We start from the raw sequence: 16,912 nt of genomic DNA on the forward strand, positions 1-16,912 counted from the left end.
CAAACCACAAAAAACGGCGGCGGACCTCACAAGGTCCGCCGCCAGTTTTTTGCACCTTCGAACACCACACCCGAGCAAACTCAAAGCCCCAGCCCTCACCGTTGCCTGTTCTTTTGTTTGTCATTCAGGAGCGAAGCGGAGGAATCTGCTTCTGCTTTTGCCCTTGTTCCTGCTTTTGTTGTTGTCGTTGCTGTTGCTGTTGTTGTTGTTGTTGCTTTTGCTTTCGTCGTTGCTTCTGAGGTAGGTCCGGGCTTTAGCCCGGACATCAAACCCACCCCAGAAGCGGGCTTTAGCCCCCGAGGTATGCTTTCCTCTCCCAGCCCCAACTCCGGGGCCCCATGTCTCGATTCTTCTGAGACATGGGTTCCAACCAAGCCACAACCACCCTGTCGAACCCGAGAAAAGCGCTGAAGGCGCGCTCCATACCAGCCTAGGGCGAAGCCCTAGGTAACCGACCGCACAGGCAAATAAGGGCTGAAGGCCCGATCTATCCCCGCCACAAATCTGTCCTGCCGACGCACCCGTTACGCGGAGGGCGGGCGTTCCCACGCCTTTTTCAAGCTTCGCACGGCTGGTCGGAAACAAAATCCTCATCACCGACCAACGGCCCCCCTTTACAAAGCCGCTTTAGCCTTCAAAACCAACGCCACAGCCTCATCCGCCGTCTTCCCCACCGCGCTCAGGTGCCCCATCTTGCGCCCCTTACGCGGCTTCAGCTTCTCATACAGATGCAGCCTCACTCCCGGCACCGCCAGCGCCGCATCAAACGCGGGCTCCCGAGGAGACCCATCCGCGGCAATCCAGTGATCCCCCAGCAGATTCGCAATCGCCGCAGGCTGCACCACATCCACATCCCCCAGCGGAAGATCGCACGCCGCCCTCACCGCCTGTTCAAACTGGCTGGTCACACAAGCCCGCTCGCTCTGGTGATAGCTGTTATGCGGCCTCGGAGCCAGCTCATTCACCAGCAGCCTGCCCCCGTCGGTAACAAACATCTCCACTGCCAGCAGCCCCTCGAGTTGAAAGGTGTCAGCGATCTCACTAGCAATCCTCCGCGCCTCCCGCTCCATCTCCGAAGAAATCGGAGCCGGAATCACGCTCCAGTCCAGAATCTGATTCTCATGGTGGTTCCAGGCCGCCGGATAAACCTTCACCTCGCCGCTCGGCGACCGCGCCACCATCACGCTGATCTCGCGCTCCAGCTCCACGGCCTGCTCAACTACCCCCGGCCCTTCGCCCAGCGCCTCCCAGGCCCCGCGAACGTCGTTCTCGGTCACCTCTCCAGCGAACCCGACCTTACCCTGTCCACGCCCGTCATACCCACCCGTGGCGCTCTTGCAGAAGCACCGCCCACCCAGCGCGGCGATCGCCTCCCGCACCTGGTCCAGCGACCTTGCCGCCCGATACTCGCCGACGGGAAAGCCATGCTTCCGCAGCCAGTCCTTCTGCTCAATCCGGTCCTGAATCACCGCCAGCATCGCCCCACCCGGCCTTACCGGACAGAAGCTGGCCGCGGCCTCCATGCTGCGCGGGCTGATCTGCTCAATCTCCAGCGTCACCACGTCGCACCCACGCGCCAGGTTCGCCGCGCCTCTGCTGTCATCCCACCCCGCCTCAATGCAGCCGTCGACGACAAACCGCGCCGGACAGCCCGGATCAGGATCAAGCACCAGAATCCGATACCCCATCCCACGCGCCGCCATGGCGATCATCCGCCCGAGCTGCCCACCACCAAAAATCCCAATCGTTGCCCCAGGAAGAATCGCGCTCACGCCTGTGCCTCATCTTCCAGGCTATCGGCCAGCACGCGGTCGCGCGTAGCCTCCCGCCGAGCCACCAACTTCGCCCGCAACCCTTCATCGGTCGTTGCCAGAATCGCCACCGCCAGCAGCGCCGCATTCCCCGCGCCCGCCGCGCCGATCGCCAGCGTCCCCACGGGCACGCCCTTGGGCATCTGCACAATGCTCAGCAGCGAATCCATCCCCTGCAACGCGGTCATGGCCACCGGCACACCCAGTACCGGAACCACAGTCAGCGCCGCCAGCATCCCCGGCAGATGCGCCGCCCCACCCGCACCCGCGATGATGACCCTGAGCCCCCGCGCCGAGGCGCTCTGCGCATACTCATACATCAGTTCCGGCGTGCGATGCGCACTGACGATCCGTGCCTCAAACGGTACCTCAAACTCGCGCAGAACCTCGACTGCGGCCTTCATCACCGCATAATCGCTGCGGCTTCCCATCACTACTCCGACCAGCGGCATAGCATCCATCGTTCGATTATATGGTCGGCAGCAATCAAAAATGATTACTGCCGACCAACGGGAGGCCCTCAGAAGATTACTTACCCACACCGCCCCGAGAACCGCACGAAGTGCCGCCCGCCCGGCGCGAGGGCGCTTTTAAGCATTTAGCTTCTTAGCCCAGACACTGGCATTCAAACAAGCAACCACCCCATCGACAATGACCCCCAGCGCAGCCATAAACTGGTCAGCATCCACAATCTGCTTCCCCTCCACGGCATCGCCAATCTTGATCGCCGAGCCCACCAGCTCAATCGCCGCTGCCCGTTTCTTCGCCCCGGTCCCGGCCCCGTACATGGCCTCAACGTCCTGCACCACCCCCGGCAGCAGCGTCACGCTCCGCAAAAACATCCTCAAAAACTCCATCTCTCTCCCCCGTCTCAGTGATGCCTTCCACCCAAGTACGTCACCGCCAGATGCAGCAACGTCAACACCATCCCAAAGACCCCAACGCCGCCCTTCACGCGCTGCACTCCCTGCTCCGTCGCCGCCACCCTGGCCTCGATATGGTGCAGCCGCCCCGGCTGCCCCACGCCCATCAACTGGTCCATCTGGTTCTTCAACACGTGCAGGTCCGCCAGCACCTGCCCCTCAAAATCCGTCATCCCCACTCCTCCCTACACCGGCAGATGCGTCACCACCTCACTCGAGCACCTCGAGTAAAGCGGCGGCGAGCCACCGTCATACATCCGCACAAAAAACCGTTCTTCCTCACTCACCCGAGGAATCGAGAAGCTCCTCACCGGACTCCGCAGCACCAGGTCCTGATCCACCCCCGGTCCAAAGTCGTCATCCCGCCGCCGCACCTCAAAGCCCCCGCCGCTCGGCGGAGCCACCCCAGCATCCACCTGCAACGCAGTAGTCGTAGCCGACACCACGGCCAAACTCTGAAGATTCGCCAACACCTGCGCCGGAGCACTCAGCGCAGTAGTCGGAGGCACAGCATCGGCCGCCAGCGTCTCCGACAGAGCAATCCCCAACCCTTCGGCCCAGTCATTGGCAAAGTCCATCGAATAGCTCAGGCTCTCGGGCACCACACCGCCATCCTCGACGGTCACCTTCCTCACGATCACGCTTAAGCTGTCCCCATTGGTCGTCAGCGCCAGCACATCCCCCGGCCACACATCCGCCGCCCGCGCCACCGCATAACTCCCCGAGACCGCCGCCGCCCGCGCCGTCGCAAAGCTCAGCACGCACATCGCCGCGCTCTCGCAGTCAGCCGAGCTTCGAGCCTCAGGCCGCACCACATGCCCCAGCCACCGCGCGCTCCCCTGCGCACCGCCCGCAGCTTCCGCGGCAACACTAGCCGCATTAGCGATCCGAGCCAGCGCACGGTTCCGACCGCGATACGTCACCGCAATCGTCTCTCCGGCCACCGGAACGCGCCCCGCAAAGAATGTAACCTTTCCTGATACAGAACCATCCTGCGCGACCTTGCAGTCCACACCCTCGCCCGTAGTCCCCATCAGCCGCGTAGCTGTCGCTCCTCCCGGCGGCGTGCTCGTCACCCAGGTCGACCCCACCTGCGTCAACCGAACAAAGCCAACGCTCCCGATCAACTGCACGCTGTTCACCGGCACAAAGCTACAAGTAGCCGGAGCATTCGCCACAGCTCCAGCCGTGGTGCCGTCATACAACACCGTAGCCGGAGTATTCGAAGCAGCCCCTAAATCAATGAGGTCCATCACCACCGTCACCGGCGCGGCACGCAGTCCACCACCAAACTGCGTGACCACCCCATCGACCGTCGCATAGTAGCTCTGGGCCACCCGCTGCATCTCGACAGAATGTAACCGAATCCGTAGCGTATAGCTGTGCCCGCCCAGCACCGCAAAGCTGGTCCCGACCTCGACTCCACCGACCATCGGCACCACCAGCGTCTGCCCGCCGCTTTGCCGCACATTGAACCCGGCAAAGCAGTTCGTCCGCGAGGTCACGCCCGCATAGAATCCCCCCAGCACGCCATCGCTAGCGGCCGATAGCTGCACATTCCCCAGCTCCAGCAGCAACGCCCCGCCCAACTCCACCGCATCAATCGCGGTCAGCGTAGTCTGCCCATCCAGCCCATTGCCGCCGCTCATCTGCAACCCTGCAGAGCTAAATCCAAGATGCGACCCCGGATCCGTCACGGCCCAGATATCGGTATTGAACACGCCCGTGTTGAAGCTATCGTCGATCGGCTTCCGCTGATTCGCCTTGGCTACAAACGGCGGCTGGTCCAACGTGAAGGCAGTCGTAGTGCCATCGCCCTGAAATAGCTCCGTCACATACGCCCAAGGCTCGATATCGCCCGAGAGCATCACATCATTGGCCAACTCCCGCACAGCCGCAGTCCTCAACGCGGCAACAGTGAGTGTGCCATCTCCATCCGAGAAGCTATGCGTCGTCGTCCCAATTTTTTCCAGGCTCACGACGCCGTTCAGCGCCCGATAGCTGCTATAAGCCGCCGCCGCCATCTCCCCAGTGTTGACGGACCACGCCGCTGCGACCTTCGGCTGAAAGACCCCGACCGCCTGCGTCGTCGCAACGCTGATCGTCACCCCGCCGCCCGCGCGCTGGACCAGCGTCTGCAACAGCGTGCCACCCTCCACGCTAAGCCCAGCCCCCGCAAACGGCACCGCCGGCTGCTTATCCAGCAGCCACTCATCGCTCACAGCCGAAAACGCCAGCCGATACACCGGCCCCGCGCCACCCACCCCGGCATACACGGACTCCGGCTCCGTAGCCAGATACCCAGTAAAGAGCACCGTCCCATTCTGAGCCGCAACCACCACCCTCCCGCGCCGCACCGGCCCCGGCAGTGCGGTCCCCTCCAGGCACAGCATCCCGCTCAAAATCGAAGGCTCATTCAATACCCGCTGAATCTTCAGCGGACTAGAACGAACGTTCGACCTGTCGACAGCCCCACTGTAGTCCACTGCCCCCTTCCCATCCAGGTTATCGATCGTCAGCTTCACTACCCACCTCCTCAACCGGAGGCAACCCACGCATCGCCCTCACCTCGGCCACACTCAGCACCCCAGCCTGCAATAGCTGTATCTGCATCGCGACCTCCTTGCTCTCATCCCTCTCATCCAGGTCGTTGAAGCTGAACTCAAACTCCCGCCACCCCAGCTTCTTCGCAAAGAGGTCCCGCGTAATATGCTCAGCCAGCAGCTTCGCCACCGGCACCACCGCGCTCTGGAACGCCTCATCCGCCAGCTCGCCCGCGGTCGAGCGATTGACCTCACTGGTCAACCCCAGCATCATCGGCGGCAGCTCAAACGCATTGGCGATCATCGTGACCAGAAACTCCTGCCACTGAATCCGCAGGTCCGCATCGGTGCCGCCCGCAAACTTCAGCACCTCCGGCTTCTTCTCGCAACTCAACACCGGCACCCGCCCTGTGCCTTCAATCTCGTCCTGCCACCACCGAATCAGCCGATCATGCTGCTCCGGCGTCGCCTCATCCAGCCACAGCGCATACTGCACCACGCTGTTCGAAGCCAGCCTTCCCGCATACCGGTTCGCACTCAAAAACTGGTTCACCGTATCGAACGCCACCTCCAGCCGCCCCAGGCCAAACGGCGTATGCGTCCGCGGATTCAGCCGTATATACATCAACTCATCGTCACGCAGCGGCGTCACAGCCTCCGCGCCCGGCATCCCCGTATAGAACCCATACCGAGGCGTATCCACCCCGGCCTGCCACCGCGCGTCCACATGGATCGCAGCGCCATCGACGGCATACAGCTCAAATGGCCTGTTCTCATCCCCCGTGGCCTTCATCTCCACCGAGCCGAACCCGCCCACCAGCACATCCTCGATCACCTGCTCCCAAAGCGTACGAAACGAGTCCGAATCATTCGGCTCCTCAAGCGCCGCCCGCAGCGCATTCATCCTCGCCTGCGCATCCGGCACATCGGCCTCACGATACCCACGCCGCACCCGTATCTGCCAGTCCATGCTGGCGATCTTGTCCTTCACCACATTGATCGCCCGTCGCGCCACCGGCGTCTCGGCAAACCGGCGCAGATTCGCCGCCGTAGGCTTCGGCGACACCGCCAGCCCCGGCCGCCCACTCACGTTGTAGGGCGTCAGAATCGAAGGCAACGGCACCGTCTTCCTCGGCCCTTCAACCTTCGCCTCACTGCCCCCAGCCATCTGCCGCAACACACTCCGAACCTTCTCACCAATTCCCAAGTCGCACCCCCATGTAATTTTTGCGCAAAATAAAACGGGCGCAGCCCTAACGGCCACGCCCGACACCCACTAAACTCTCGCCTTACCTACACCCGCAGCTCCCGCCTCGCCGTCTCCGCCGCCCTGGCCAGATCGCTCAACGTCACCACCCGAATCTGCTGCCGCTCCATCGTCTCCACCCCAAACCGATACCGTTCCCAGGCCTCGCCCTCATCCTCCGCGACCATCTTGATCGGCTCCACCACCGCCGTCAGGAGCAGCTCCGCCGCCTCCACCCTCCCCACGCCATCCCGCAACTGCGGAGCCGAGTAAGCCAGCACCTTAGCCGCCTCGACATCCCCGTCCAGCGACACCGCATGAAACATCCTGACCACCCCACGCGCCTCATCGGAGACCACCCGATACCCGCAGTCGATCTTCATCGGATCACCCGCCTGCGTATAAGGCGCCGCAGCAATCCTCTTCCGCATCATCCGCCAAACCCCGGCCCGCTCGAACTCCCCCCGCACCGCCGCAGAGATCGCGGCCCGCCCAGTCTGCTGCGCCCTCACCTTGGCAACCTTCAGCGGCTCCACATACATCCGCATCAGCTGCTCCATCTCCGTCGGCAGGTTCTCCGCCAAACAAGCCCGCGCCTCGGTGATCTGCACCGAGTTCGAGAGCGAGTCCTCCAGCACATCCATCACGCGCTTCGGGTCCTGCGCCGTCACAGCTCTTTGCAGTCGAGCCCCAATCTCCTGCTCTAGCCCTTCCAGCAACGCCACATCGGCGTCCGAGTCCATGCACCGCACCCGCGCCCAGTCGCGCGTAAACCGCACGTCCGCCCTGGCGGCTCCACCGGCCTCCCGCAGCACCACGCCGATATTCACGAACTCGCCCTTCACCACATCCGGCACATACCGGATCAGGAAGAACTCGCACGGCATCCTCTCGTTCAAAGCGCCTCTCCCGCAACCGTTACATCACAAATCTTCCCAGCACTTTACTCCCCGCAAACTGCTGCGGCACCACAATACTCACACCACGCGCCCACATCGGGAACGGCTCCCGGTTCGAGTCCCGAAATGCCTCAATCAATCCTCGCACCCGCCTCTGCCTCGCCAGCAACTGCTCCATCAGCACCTCGATCGCCGCCGGATCGCCGCCATACCACTCCGGCGGCGCGGCCTCTGCGATCCCCCACAGCACCCCCGCGTCCATCTCCTCCACCCGCGTCAGCCACGGCTCAAAGCTCTCCCATCCCGTCACCTTCCGGTAGACATTGTTCTGCGCATACACTCCCCGCAGCGGCGAGTCGGGAAAACTCCACTCGCCTGCATTGAAGCAAAACCCCTGGTCAATAAACGTAGCCCGATACCTTTTCCCTCGCGGCTTCCGTTCAAACACCGCCTGCCGCCCATTGCAGTTCCCGGTCCACTTATCGACGCACAGCATCCCGGCAAACTCCGCCAGGTTGGTCACCTCTTCGAGCTGCTGCTCCGGCAGATAATCGACTACCTGCCCCGGCATCAGCCCACCCACAAACATGCTGCCGAACTGCAACCCCGACGCGCACCGAACCCGCATCCCCTTGCCCAGCTCAATGCTCATCCCATCGGTATGCTCCACCAGCCACGGCGTCACCTCCACCACATCGCACAACGGCACGGTCAATCCCGTCGCCGCCGCCAGCCTGGTCGCGATCAGTTCATTGGCCAGCACCCGCACATGCTGCGGATTATTGGTAAACTTCACCACCCACAGGTTCCCATCAGCCCCCAGCATGAGCTGACTCTGCGCTCCACCCCTCATCCGGCGAATCGCCTGCACCGCCAGTATCGCCAAACCGTCCCCCGTGCCAGCAGAATACTGCACCAACCCCAAGATCCCGAAAACCCACAAAATCCAGCCACTTCCAGACACTCTATTCTCCTGAGCGAGGCCGAAGAATCTGCGGTTGCCCTTGTTGTTGCCTGTTCTCACCTTTGCTGTTGCCAGTTCTTTTGGTTGTCATTTAGGAGCGAAGCGGAGGAATCTGCTTTTTCTTTTGCCGTTGCTGTTGTTCTTGCCATTTTGGTCGGAATAAAAAATCTCGCTGCCGACCAACAGGAGGCCCCATGCGAATGACTCACCCATGCCGCCCCGAGAGCGGCACGAAGTGCCCCAACAACTCCGCCCTGACCCCCTGCGCCACCGCCATAGCCATCAGACAATCATCATGCGCCCCCTGCGCAGCCCCCGTCCGACCACCACCCCAGGTCACAAACGTCCGACACTCCCCCAGCAATCTCCCACTCATAAAGAGTCCCGGCGACTCCATCAGCAAAGCCCCCATCCGGCTAACCATCCCCGGCTTATTCCCTGCGGTAGTCAACCACCCAGCCACTCCATCCTGCGCATACACCCGGCTCCAGCGTTCGGAGGCATCCAGATAAGCCAGCACCCCGGCCCCATGATTATTCCTCTCCACGGCGACTATCGCCCCGCCATACTCCCGCGCCAGCGCCGCACACACCCGCGCCAACTCCGCGACAGTCATCCGTTCCTGTAACTCCGCACACTGCAACCCGGTAGCCACCTCCACCACCTGCACGGCAGCAAAGTCACCATCCACGCCACCGCCCGCCGTATCGGCAGCGACGATGTACTCCCGCCCCGCCACCGGCGGCAGCCACACCAACAACGCCCCGCCTCTTCTACGCTCCGCCGGAGCAGGCACCTCAGCCATCCGAGCCTCCACCGCCTCCACCTCGAAGCAGCAGTCACCAGTAGCTTTAAAACAACTCACAGCATCCTCAGCAAACTCCTGCGACCGCAGCCCCCGATAGCTCCGCTCCAGCTCCCTCCGGAACCCGATCTGCTCCGCCGTCAGCCCCTCAGCCTTCATCAACGCCAGCTCATCCTCCCGCAGCTCCATAGCAGCCTCCGAGCGATAAGCCTCCTCCATCCACCAGGGAAAGAAATGCCTTACAGCCCCAGTCTCCCGAGCCCCCATCCACTCCTCATAAAAGCACCCATAAGCCCCCCGAGGAGTACTCTCCAGACAAACCTCACCCCCCGGAGCCAGCGCCGCTCGCAACCCCGCCAGCGTAGCCGCCGCATCCCCCGGCCATCTCGCCACCTCGCTGCAATGCAGGTTCTGAATCGTCAACCCCCGGCCGGCATTTTCATCCGCCGCACTGGCCACGCGAAACTCGCTATCCAGCTCCGGAAATACCATCTGCCTTGCATTGGCCCGCGAGAGCGCCAGCTCCCCCTCGCGCAGCGATGCGGGCAGGTTCTCCCACATCCTCTGCACCATCGCAAAGATCCTCTCCGCGGCCTCCTGCGTATGCGCCACCTGCACGGTCAACACGCCCGGCTGCGTAATCGTCTTCAGAAAGAACTGCCCCGCCACCCAGGTCGTCACGCCCATCTGCCGAGCCTTCAGCACAATGTTCGCCTTCCCCCGCTGCTGCTCATAGCGCCTCTGCACCGCATTCGCCCGCAGCGGAGCCAGACTTCCATCCCGCCCTCGCACCCGCAGCAGCTTCTCCGCCAGGTACATCCCGCACGTCATCCCTTCGCTATTGGCCAGCCTGCTCTCCAGCCCATCCTTCAGAGCCAGCATCTCCCTGCTCCCACGCATCTCTTTCCCTCAAGAACTGAAAAAGGGCCGGTCCCGTTGAAGGACCGGCCCCATTCTTCTTACTGCGCTACTGAGTCCGCTCCCAGTTGCATCCAGCCGCAGCCAGAGTTCCCGGAATCGGAACAAACATCGCCTTCGCCCCCACAGCAATCGAGGTAGCCCCCACCAGCGTATCCCCGCTCGCCGGAGCCACCGTCGCCGCCACCGAGCCGATGTTCACAATCTGCCGCGGCAGAGAGTACCCCATGCAGCCCGGCAGCGTCACCGCCTGCGCCGCCGTACCCGTCAGATCCAGGAACCGATCCCCCGCCACTTCGGCATAGGTAGCCGCCGCCGTCGTATGCCGGTTCGATGTCTCGTTCGATCCAATCAGCTCATTGATCGCATTGCTGAACACCGTATCCAGAAAAAGCTCGCCCGTATTATTCGGGTGCAGCCCATCGGCAAAGTAGGTTGTGTTCGCATACGCGCCATCGGCTCCCAGGTGCGGAATCGTCGCCAGGTCTGCGATATTATCCGCACCCCAGCTAAACGCCTCCGCCCGGATAATCGGGTCCAGGCCATCCTTGTAGGTATCGCCATTGTTGTTCGAGCTGATCTCCGTAGCCACAATCACCTTCGACCCCAGCGCCTTCGCCTTCTGCGCCATGGTCTTCAGGTAGTTGGCTATCTGCCGCGCGCTCTGGTTATGCGGAAAGTCGTTCACCCCGCCCCACAGCACCGTGATCGTGGGTCCGGAGTTCGTTCCAATCAACGGCGCATACAGCATGTCGAACATCGCCGCATCGTCATAGGCCATCGAGCCCGGCATCCCCAGGTTCACCGTCGTATACGTCGAATCGGTCAGCGTCAGGTTCGCCAGCCACACATTGGCTGAGCTGCTCACTCCATTGCTGCCCGCCGTGCGCGAGTCGATGCCTCCGATAATCAATCCCCCATCATGCTGCGCCGGCCGATAGTTTACGAAGCCACCCTTCCCCTTCACATAAGCGGTTGCCGCCGTCGCCGCCGCCTGCACATCGGTCGAAGAGAGCGACGTACTCCACGCCCAGGCCGCCGCCACCTTCCCCAGCCACCACGACCCGGTGTAAGCCGTCGAGCCGCCGATCTGGTAGTTCCCCGTCGCCGGGTGCAGCAGCATGTTGGAGCCCTGCGTGATATAGCCATTCACCTCCGCGCCATCGTAGTAAAGGTGGTCCAGCTTCCCAGATCCGCCATTCACGATCGTGACGATATGCCACCCCGCGCTCAGCGGCTCCTTCGACTCCGTGTGGTCCGAGTTGAAGGCCTCGAACCGCTGTGATTTACCCGACGAGATATTCGACATCGCAATCAGGCAGGTGTGCGCCGTGTCCGTGCCGCAGAGCAGCGAAGCATTGACTCCAAAGGCCGCAGGCTCTCCATACCCTGGCGGCATTGCGCCCGATCCCGAGCCGAATGTCGGCTCATACACCGCAAACTGAAACGTATTCGCCTGGTTCACCGCCGTAGGCATCTGGATGTACTCCCCCAGCACCGTAAAGTTCAGGTCCGTCGTCCCCTCCCAAGTAGCGCCCGAGATCGTCCCATCGTTCCCCTGGCCGCTGGTATCGTGAGCCACCGTGCCCGTGCCCTCGTTCAACAGATACTCCGCCAGCAGACTCGCCCGCTGCGGCACTCCGCCGATGCCCGACACATCCTTCGCATTGCCCGACGTAGCCACTGGAGCCAGCGCCGCCAGAGCCGCAGTATTAGCGGTCACCGTCACATTGGTCGCATTCAGATTCGTCTGCACCGCCGCCGCCGCGCCCGCCGCATCCACAACCACCGTGCCGGTCTGGCCATTCACCGAAGCCACTCCGCCTACGACCGCATTCCACGTCCCATCCTCACGCAGATAGCGGCTAGTTCCCGCCGTAGCTCCCGGGTCCGGCACCGCACCGGCCGCGTGCAAGCTGCCCGAAGCCTTGAAGACCGGCAGGCTCGAAGCCGCAATCGCCCCCTGAATGCTCGAGGCATTTACCGACGTAGCGTTCAACGTCCCCACGTTGATCGTTCCCGCCGTCAGCGCCTGTGGCGTAAACCCATAATGTGTCCCGTTCAGCCTGAAGTCCAGAGTGCTGGTCGCCGGAGCGTACGTCACCACATCCTGCCCCCCCACGCTGTCCAGCGCAAACAGGTTGTACACCGAGTCCCAGCGCCCGCACCCATGCAGGTTGCAATGCACCGCAAACGTGGACGAGACGCCCGCCGTCACCGACATCGCGTTGTTCCACACGCCCGTAGCTGCATACGCCGCATCCGGAGCCGTGCGCGTTCCGCCATCTCCCAGGTACTGCGTCGGATCCGAAGCATTACTGACCGCAAAGCCCGTCAGGCCGGGTCCGTTATTGCCCTCATAGACAAGGCTCGAAGCCACCGTCCTCCCCGGTCTCGCCGTAAACTGCTGGAAATAGTGACCATCCGGAGCCACCTTCTCCTGGAAGTAGTGCGGGTGCTCCACCGGGTCGTTCTGCGCCCACTGCACCGTGTTCGGAGCCAGCGTCATCAGCCCATCCACGGCCTTCGTCGCCGTGTTGTATACGCCGATCACCTCGGCCATTGGGTACAGCGCAAACGAGCCATTCACATAGCCGATCGTTCCGCCACTGCTCGTGCTGTTCGCTCCCGTCTGCGCATAGGTCAGCGAGTTGGCTCCAGTCGTGGTCACAGCAAAGCTGCCGTTGAAGCTCGAATCCGCCACCCCTGCCACCGCCACCGTCAGCCCATTCACATCCGCTGGCAAATTGCTCGAGGTCGTAACGGTCACCACATTGCCATTCCGCGAGATCGAGCCGATCGTCCCATTCACGTTCAGGTAAGCGCCCGTCGTACCGCTTCTTCCCAGCACCCGCGTAATGCCGCCCGCATACATCAGGCTCGTCGCCGAAGTCGAAGCCGCCACCGGAAACACCTGCCGAATCCCGGCCGTAGTATCGGCGGTCTCCTCAATGCCATAGCCGCACAACCCACCCACAGCAATCGTGGCCCCGGCACCATGCGCGCGGTTCAGCGTCATCGTCAGGTGGCTCGCATCCATCACGCTGTAGCTGGCCATCTCGTAGTTCAACGAGCGGTCGTCCTGCTCCATAAAGTCGGTCACGCAGGCCACGCCGCTATTGCCCGGCAACGAAGCGGTGCTCGTCGCATAGCCCGCGGGCACGCCCGAAGTCACAATCGGAACCGTCACCGTTCCCGGCAGTATCGAATTGGTCTGCGTCGTAATGGTCTGCGCCGTCTCCAGCATCACGCTCACCGGAAAGGCCGTGCCGCTGAACGTAACCACGGGCAGGCTACCCACCACACCATCCGTTCCCCCCGTAATGGTGCCGGTCGTCAGCACATGCGCCGGGTTCAGGTCGATCAGGTAGCGCCCCTCGCCCTCTGTTCCCGGATTCGCCGTCACCGTAAGCTGCACCTGCGTCGAGCCCGGCGTACAGCCGCTCTGGCATGTTCCTTCCAGTACCCGCGTATCCTCCAGTATCTGGAAGTCGGAGGGATGCGCTCCCTCGTCGGTATCGTCCCTGAACCCGCCCGACGAGTACATAAACTGCGACCCCAGCAGGCAGTCGCCGACTCCGAAGCAGTTCTGCTGTTGCCCCAGTTGAATATGCTGGCCCGGCGTGTTGTACGTCCCCTGCAGAATCTCTCCGGCATAGTTCGACTTGAAGTACGGCACCGTCCCCTGTACATGCTCGGGATAGGCATTATTGCCGCCCGTAAGCCCCGTCGTATTGATGAGCAGGCCGGTCGAATAGGAATTCCCGCGCGTAAGCGCAAACTGATCTAACGAGCTTCGCGTCGCCACCAGGTTGATCTCCTGCGCCGCATTCACCGAGTTGCCTTGAAAGTTCAGCGGATCGCGAAAGCTGTCGTCGCGAACCCCATTCCGCATATCCTCCACATGCGTCTCGGGAGCCCAGTTCGCGGGCACTGCCTTCTCGCTCGAAGCATAGGTAGGCTCCACCGCCACCGTGCATCCACTCGCGCAGTCAGCCGTCGCGGTCGCATTGGCGATGCCGTTGTTCCCCGCCCCGCTCACAAACTGGCTCGCGCTCTCCACACCATTCAGATTGCTCACTCCCAGCGTCGTCCCCACCGGCTGAATCACCGTCTGCGTCGCCACCGGAATCGTGTTCACCTTCTGGTTGCTGCCCGCGATCACGCCCGCAATCTGGGTATCGACATAGTGCTTATCCGCTGCCTGCGTCGGCGTCGTCGGGTCCGTCGGCAACACCAGCGCGCCCGTCATCGTATCTCCGGTCTTCAACACATACGGCGTCGAAGCATCCAGCGGATGCCCCAACTGCGCGGCTGTAATGGCCGTATCGACATAAGCCTTGCTCACCGTCTGCATCGCCACGCTGGCGGGCAGCACGGTGCTCTTAATCGACCCCACAGTCACCGGAGCCGCACTCACCGGCACTACCCAGTACTCCCGCGTGGTGCTGCCGTCGTCCAGGTGATACACCACCGTGTAGTAGCTCCCCATCGGCGTCGAACCCGCATTAGGCACCAGCGACACCTCAAACGCACCGCCCGCCCCAATCGTCACCGACGTACTTCCCGCCGGAACTGAAGCCCCATTGGCCGTCGAAAACGAAGGCCAGCTAATCAACACCGTCCCACCCGCGGCCGTACCATCCGCCCGATACACGGTATCGGTCACCTCGGTCGTAGCGGACCCGGATTGGCCCATAGCCGCCCCAGCGCGCATCGCACCAAATCCACCCAGCACGCCCAGCAGCAGCGACCAGGCCAGCAGGTACTCACCCACCCGCCCCCAACTTCTACTCTTAGCACCCATCCCACTCTCCTCTAAAATCTCACCCACACCCACACCCACAACCCCATTGCTCTTGCCGTTGCCGTTGTTCTTGTCGTTGCCGTTGTTCTTGTCGTTGCCTGTTTTCTTGGTTGTCATTCAGGAGCGAAGCGGAGGAATCTGCTTCTGTCTTTGTTCCTGCTGTTGCCGTTGCATTTGTCGTCGCCGTTGCTTCTGGGGTAGGTCCGGGCTTTAGCCCGGACATTAAAACCCTTCCCAGAAGCGGGCTTTAGCCCCCGAGGTATGCCTTCTTTTCCCAGTCTCCAATCCCTGTGTCCCTGTCTCGCGTCTGAGGCACTGGTTCACTCGAGGCATGACCGATTTAGGGGCTCAGAAAGCGCTGAAGGCGCACTCTATACCAGCCTGGGGCGAAGCCCTAGGTCACCGAACCCACAGACAGAAACGGGCTGAAGGCCCGACCTATCGCCGCCACAAATTCTTCGTGACGCCCATCACTTGTATCGACGACTCAAACAGCCCGCCCACTCCCCGGCAGATAACTCCGAAAACAAACCACCATCTCCCCATCATTCGCATCGACAACAGGCAGCGCCCTCCAAGCCCCGGCCAGCCTTACCTTCTCCAGCCCAGCCCCCACAGCCACCATCTCCTCAGCCGCGCCCTGCATCGCCTGCAGCCTCGGATAGTGAAAGATCACCCGATCCCCCTGCTCCCCTTCGACCACAAACAAAGCCGACCACTCCTGAAAGAAGCTACCGCCTTCGCGATCGCAGAACCCCACCACCGGACTCACCTGCATCCCAACCGCAGGCACGCCCGCAATCAACGCACTCCCCAGCCCCAGTACGCCATTCGCAATCGAGGTAATCCGTGCCACATTCAGCGTCACCCGCCGCACATAGTTCGCATTGCTGCCAACAGAGACCGCGCTCTTCACATACCCGCCACTCACGCCGCTGCCGACAAACCCAACCTGCCCCGCATAGTCGACATCCACGGCCACCAGCTCGCCAACACCGAACCCCGCCGCAGCCGTAGCCCCCACATTCAACTGCGTAGCCGTAGACCCGGACAGCAAAGGCACAGCCGCCCCCGCCAACCCGCCGCTTCCATTAGCCGCAGCACCAGCAGCCAAGCCCAGCACATTCATCTGTTGCGACCCCGCGGCCAGCGCCATCTGCAGCTTGCCCCAGCTCTCAAACTCGAGTCTCACCTCGGCCTCAACCTCAGTCCTTACCTGTCCCACCACCTGCCCCGGAACCCCAGCAACGAGAGCCTCAATCTTCGAGCCACTCTTCCGCGCAAATCCCGTACCCCAACCCAGATCGACCCACGGAGCCGCCGGAGCATCGAGCACAAACGTCGCCATCCCCGCAGCATCGAACACCGTCGGCGTACCTGCCACACGATCCACCGGCGCAAAGTAAGCCCTCACCCGCCGCATCACGGGAGCCGTCCCCGCTATCAACTCGCTCACGCCTCACCCGCTTCCTGGCTACTTTCCTGGTAGCTGTAAACCTTCACCACCGCGGTCCGCTCCAGCCGTTCGCCATTAGCCGTCACCGCCCCAAACACCGGATCGCCCCAGAAGACCATCGTCCCCATCGCCACCGCCGCAGCGCCGCTCGCGTACTTCGTCTTCACCACGCTTCGCGGAGCCTCCATCAGCGCAGCCACAAGCTCACCATCCATAGCAGCCAAAGCCCTGCCGCGATCCATAGCCCCAGCCGCAGCGGTCCCCGCCGTCCCATACCGAATCTCGCAAGTAGCCGTCACCAGCGGCAGCGGCCCATTGCCATCCACGGCCACCTCGGTCCAGCGCAGACAAAACGCATTCAGCACCGACAGCCCATCCACCGCCGCGCCTACCAGCTCGTTCTCTACCACCAACACCGCAGGCCGCGTCGTACCTCGCACCACCATCGTTCGGCCCGGATTCCCCGCCGCCACCCGGTCACGCAGCATGACATAAAACGTATCCCATGCACTCTGCACACATCCTCCTCTTCGCGCCGAA

The 16,912-nt window shown here is 62.7% G+C and carries 13 protein-coding genes; all 13 read right to left on the reverse strand.

The window, feature by feature from the left end; genetic code table 11:
* Positions 1–95: 95 nt before the first annotated feature.
* Complete coding sequence (locus tag FTO74_RS00075; RefSeq protein ID WP_162536315.1) at positions 96–266, reverse strand: hypothetical protein; 171 nt, start codon at positions 264–266, stop codon at positions 96–98.
* 348 nt (positions 267–614) lie between these two features.
* Positions 615–1,772, reverse strand: a complete 1,158-nt coding sequence (gene purK / locus FTO74_RS00080) for a 5-(carboxyamino)imidazole ribonucleotide synthase (RefSeq protein ID WP_162536316.1) — start codon at positions 1,770–1,772, stop codon at positions 615–617.
* On the reverse strand, positions 1,769–2,272 hold the full coding sequence (gene purE, locus FTO74_RS00085) for a 5-(carboxyamino)imidazole ribonucleotide mutase (protein WP_162536317.1): 504 nt from the start codon (positions 2,270–2,272) through the stop codon (positions 1,769–1,771). Before purE ends, purK begins: the two co-directional genes overlap by 4 nt.
* A 129-nt stretch (positions 2,273–2,401) precedes the next feature.
* On the reverse strand, positions 2,402–2,653 hold the full coding sequence (locus tag FTO74_RS00090; protein ID WP_255462402.1) for a hypothetical protein: 252 nt from the start codon (positions 2,651–2,653) through the stop codon (positions 2,402–2,404).
* 29 nt (positions 2,654–2,682) lie between these two features.
* On the reverse strand, positions 2,683–2,907 hold the full coding sequence (locus FTO74_RS00095) for a hypothetical protein (protein WP_162536319.1): 225 nt from the start codon (positions 2,905–2,907) through the stop codon (positions 2,683–2,685).
* Between the two features lie 12 nt (positions 2,908–2,919).
* Entirely contained in the window at positions 2,920–5,259 is a 2,340-nt protein-coding gene (locus FTO74_RS00100) for a hypothetical protein (protein ID WP_162536320.1), read from the reverse strand.
* Positions 5,240–6,445, reverse strand: coding sequence for a phage portal protein (locus FTO74_RS00105; RefSeq protein ID WP_174242200.1), 1,206 nt, complete (start codon positions 6,443–6,445; stop codon positions 5,240–5,242). Before FTO74_RS00105 ends, FTO74_RS00100 begins: the two co-directional genes overlap by 20 nt.
* 125 nt (positions 6,446–6,570) lie before the next feature.
* Entirely contained in the window at positions 6,571–7,422 is an 852-nt protein-coding gene (locus tag FTO74_RS00110) for a DUF3037 domain-containing protein (protein ID WP_162536322.1), read from the reverse strand.
* A gap of 19 nt (positions 7,423–7,441) precedes the next feature.
* Complete coding sequence (locus tag FTO74_RS00115) at positions 7,442–8,308, reverse strand: HipA family kinase (protein WP_162536323.1); 867 nt, start codon at positions 8,306–8,308, stop codon at positions 7,442–7,444.
* A gap of 283 nt (positions 8,309–8,591) precedes the next feature.
* Positions 8,592–10,091, reverse strand: coding sequence for a terminase (locus tag FTO74_RS00120; RefSeq protein ID WP_162536324.1), 1,500 nt, complete (start codon positions 10,089–10,091; stop codon positions 8,592–8,594).
* Positions 10,092–10,158: 67 nt separating this feature from the next.
* Positions 10,159–15,033, reverse strand: a complete 4,875-nt coding sequence (locus FTO74_RS00125) for an SGNH/GDSL hydrolase family protein (RefSeq protein ID WP_162536325.1) — start codon at positions 15,031–15,033, stop codon at positions 10,159–10,161.
* Positions 15,034–15,403: 370 nt separating this feature from the next.
* Entirely contained in the window at positions 15,404–16,372 is a 969-nt protein-coding gene (locus FTO74_RS00130) for a hypothetical protein (protein WP_255462403.1), read from the reverse strand.
* Positions 16,369–16,890: a hypothetical protein gene (locus FTO74_RS00135; RefSeq protein ID WP_162536326.1), complete on the reverse strand. Its 522-nt coding sequence runs from the start codon at positions 16,888–16,890 to the stop codon at positions 16,369–16,371. The genes FTO74_RS00130 and FTO74_RS00135 overlap by 4 nt, the downstream gene beginning before the upstream one ends.
* Between the last annotated feature and the right edge of the window lie 22 nt (positions 16,891–16,912).

It is taken from the genome of Granulicella sp. WH15 (assembly GCF_009914315.1).
GTDB lineage: Bacteria > Acidobacteriota > Terriglobia > Terriglobales > Acidobacteriaceae > Edaphobacter.

Bases quoted from the DNA above. Each gene is read 5' to 3' on its own strand.
- FTO74_RS00075 (WP_162536315.1), bottom strand. From the start codon at position 266: ATGTCCGGGCTAAAGCCCGGACCTACCTCAGAAGCAACGACGAAAGCA.
- purE (WP_162536317.1), bottom strand. From the start codon at position 2,272: ATGGATGCTATGCCGCTGGTCGGAGTAGTGATGGGAAGCCGCAGCGAT.
- FTO74_RS00090 (WP_255462402.1), bottom strand. From the start codon at position 2,653: ATGTTTTTGCGGAGCGTGACGCTGCTGCCGGGGGTGGTGCAGGACGTT.
- FTO74_RS00095 (WP_162536319.1), bottom strand. From the start codon at position 2,907: ATGACGGATTTTGAGGGGCAGGTGCTGGCGGACCTGCACGTGTTGAAG.
- FTO74_RS00105 (WP_174242200.1), bottom strand. From the start codon at position 6,445: ATGGCTGGGGGCAGTGAGGCGAAGGTTGAAGGGCCGAGGAAGACGGTG.
- FTO74_RS00120 (WP_162536324.1), bottom strand. From the start codon at position 10,091: ATGCGTGGGAGCAGGGAGATGCTGGCTCTGAAGGATGGGCTGGAGAGC.
- FTO74_RS00125 (WP_162536325.1), bottom strand. From the start codon at position 15,033: ATGACAACCAAGAAAACAGGCAACGACAAGAACAACGGCAACGACAAG.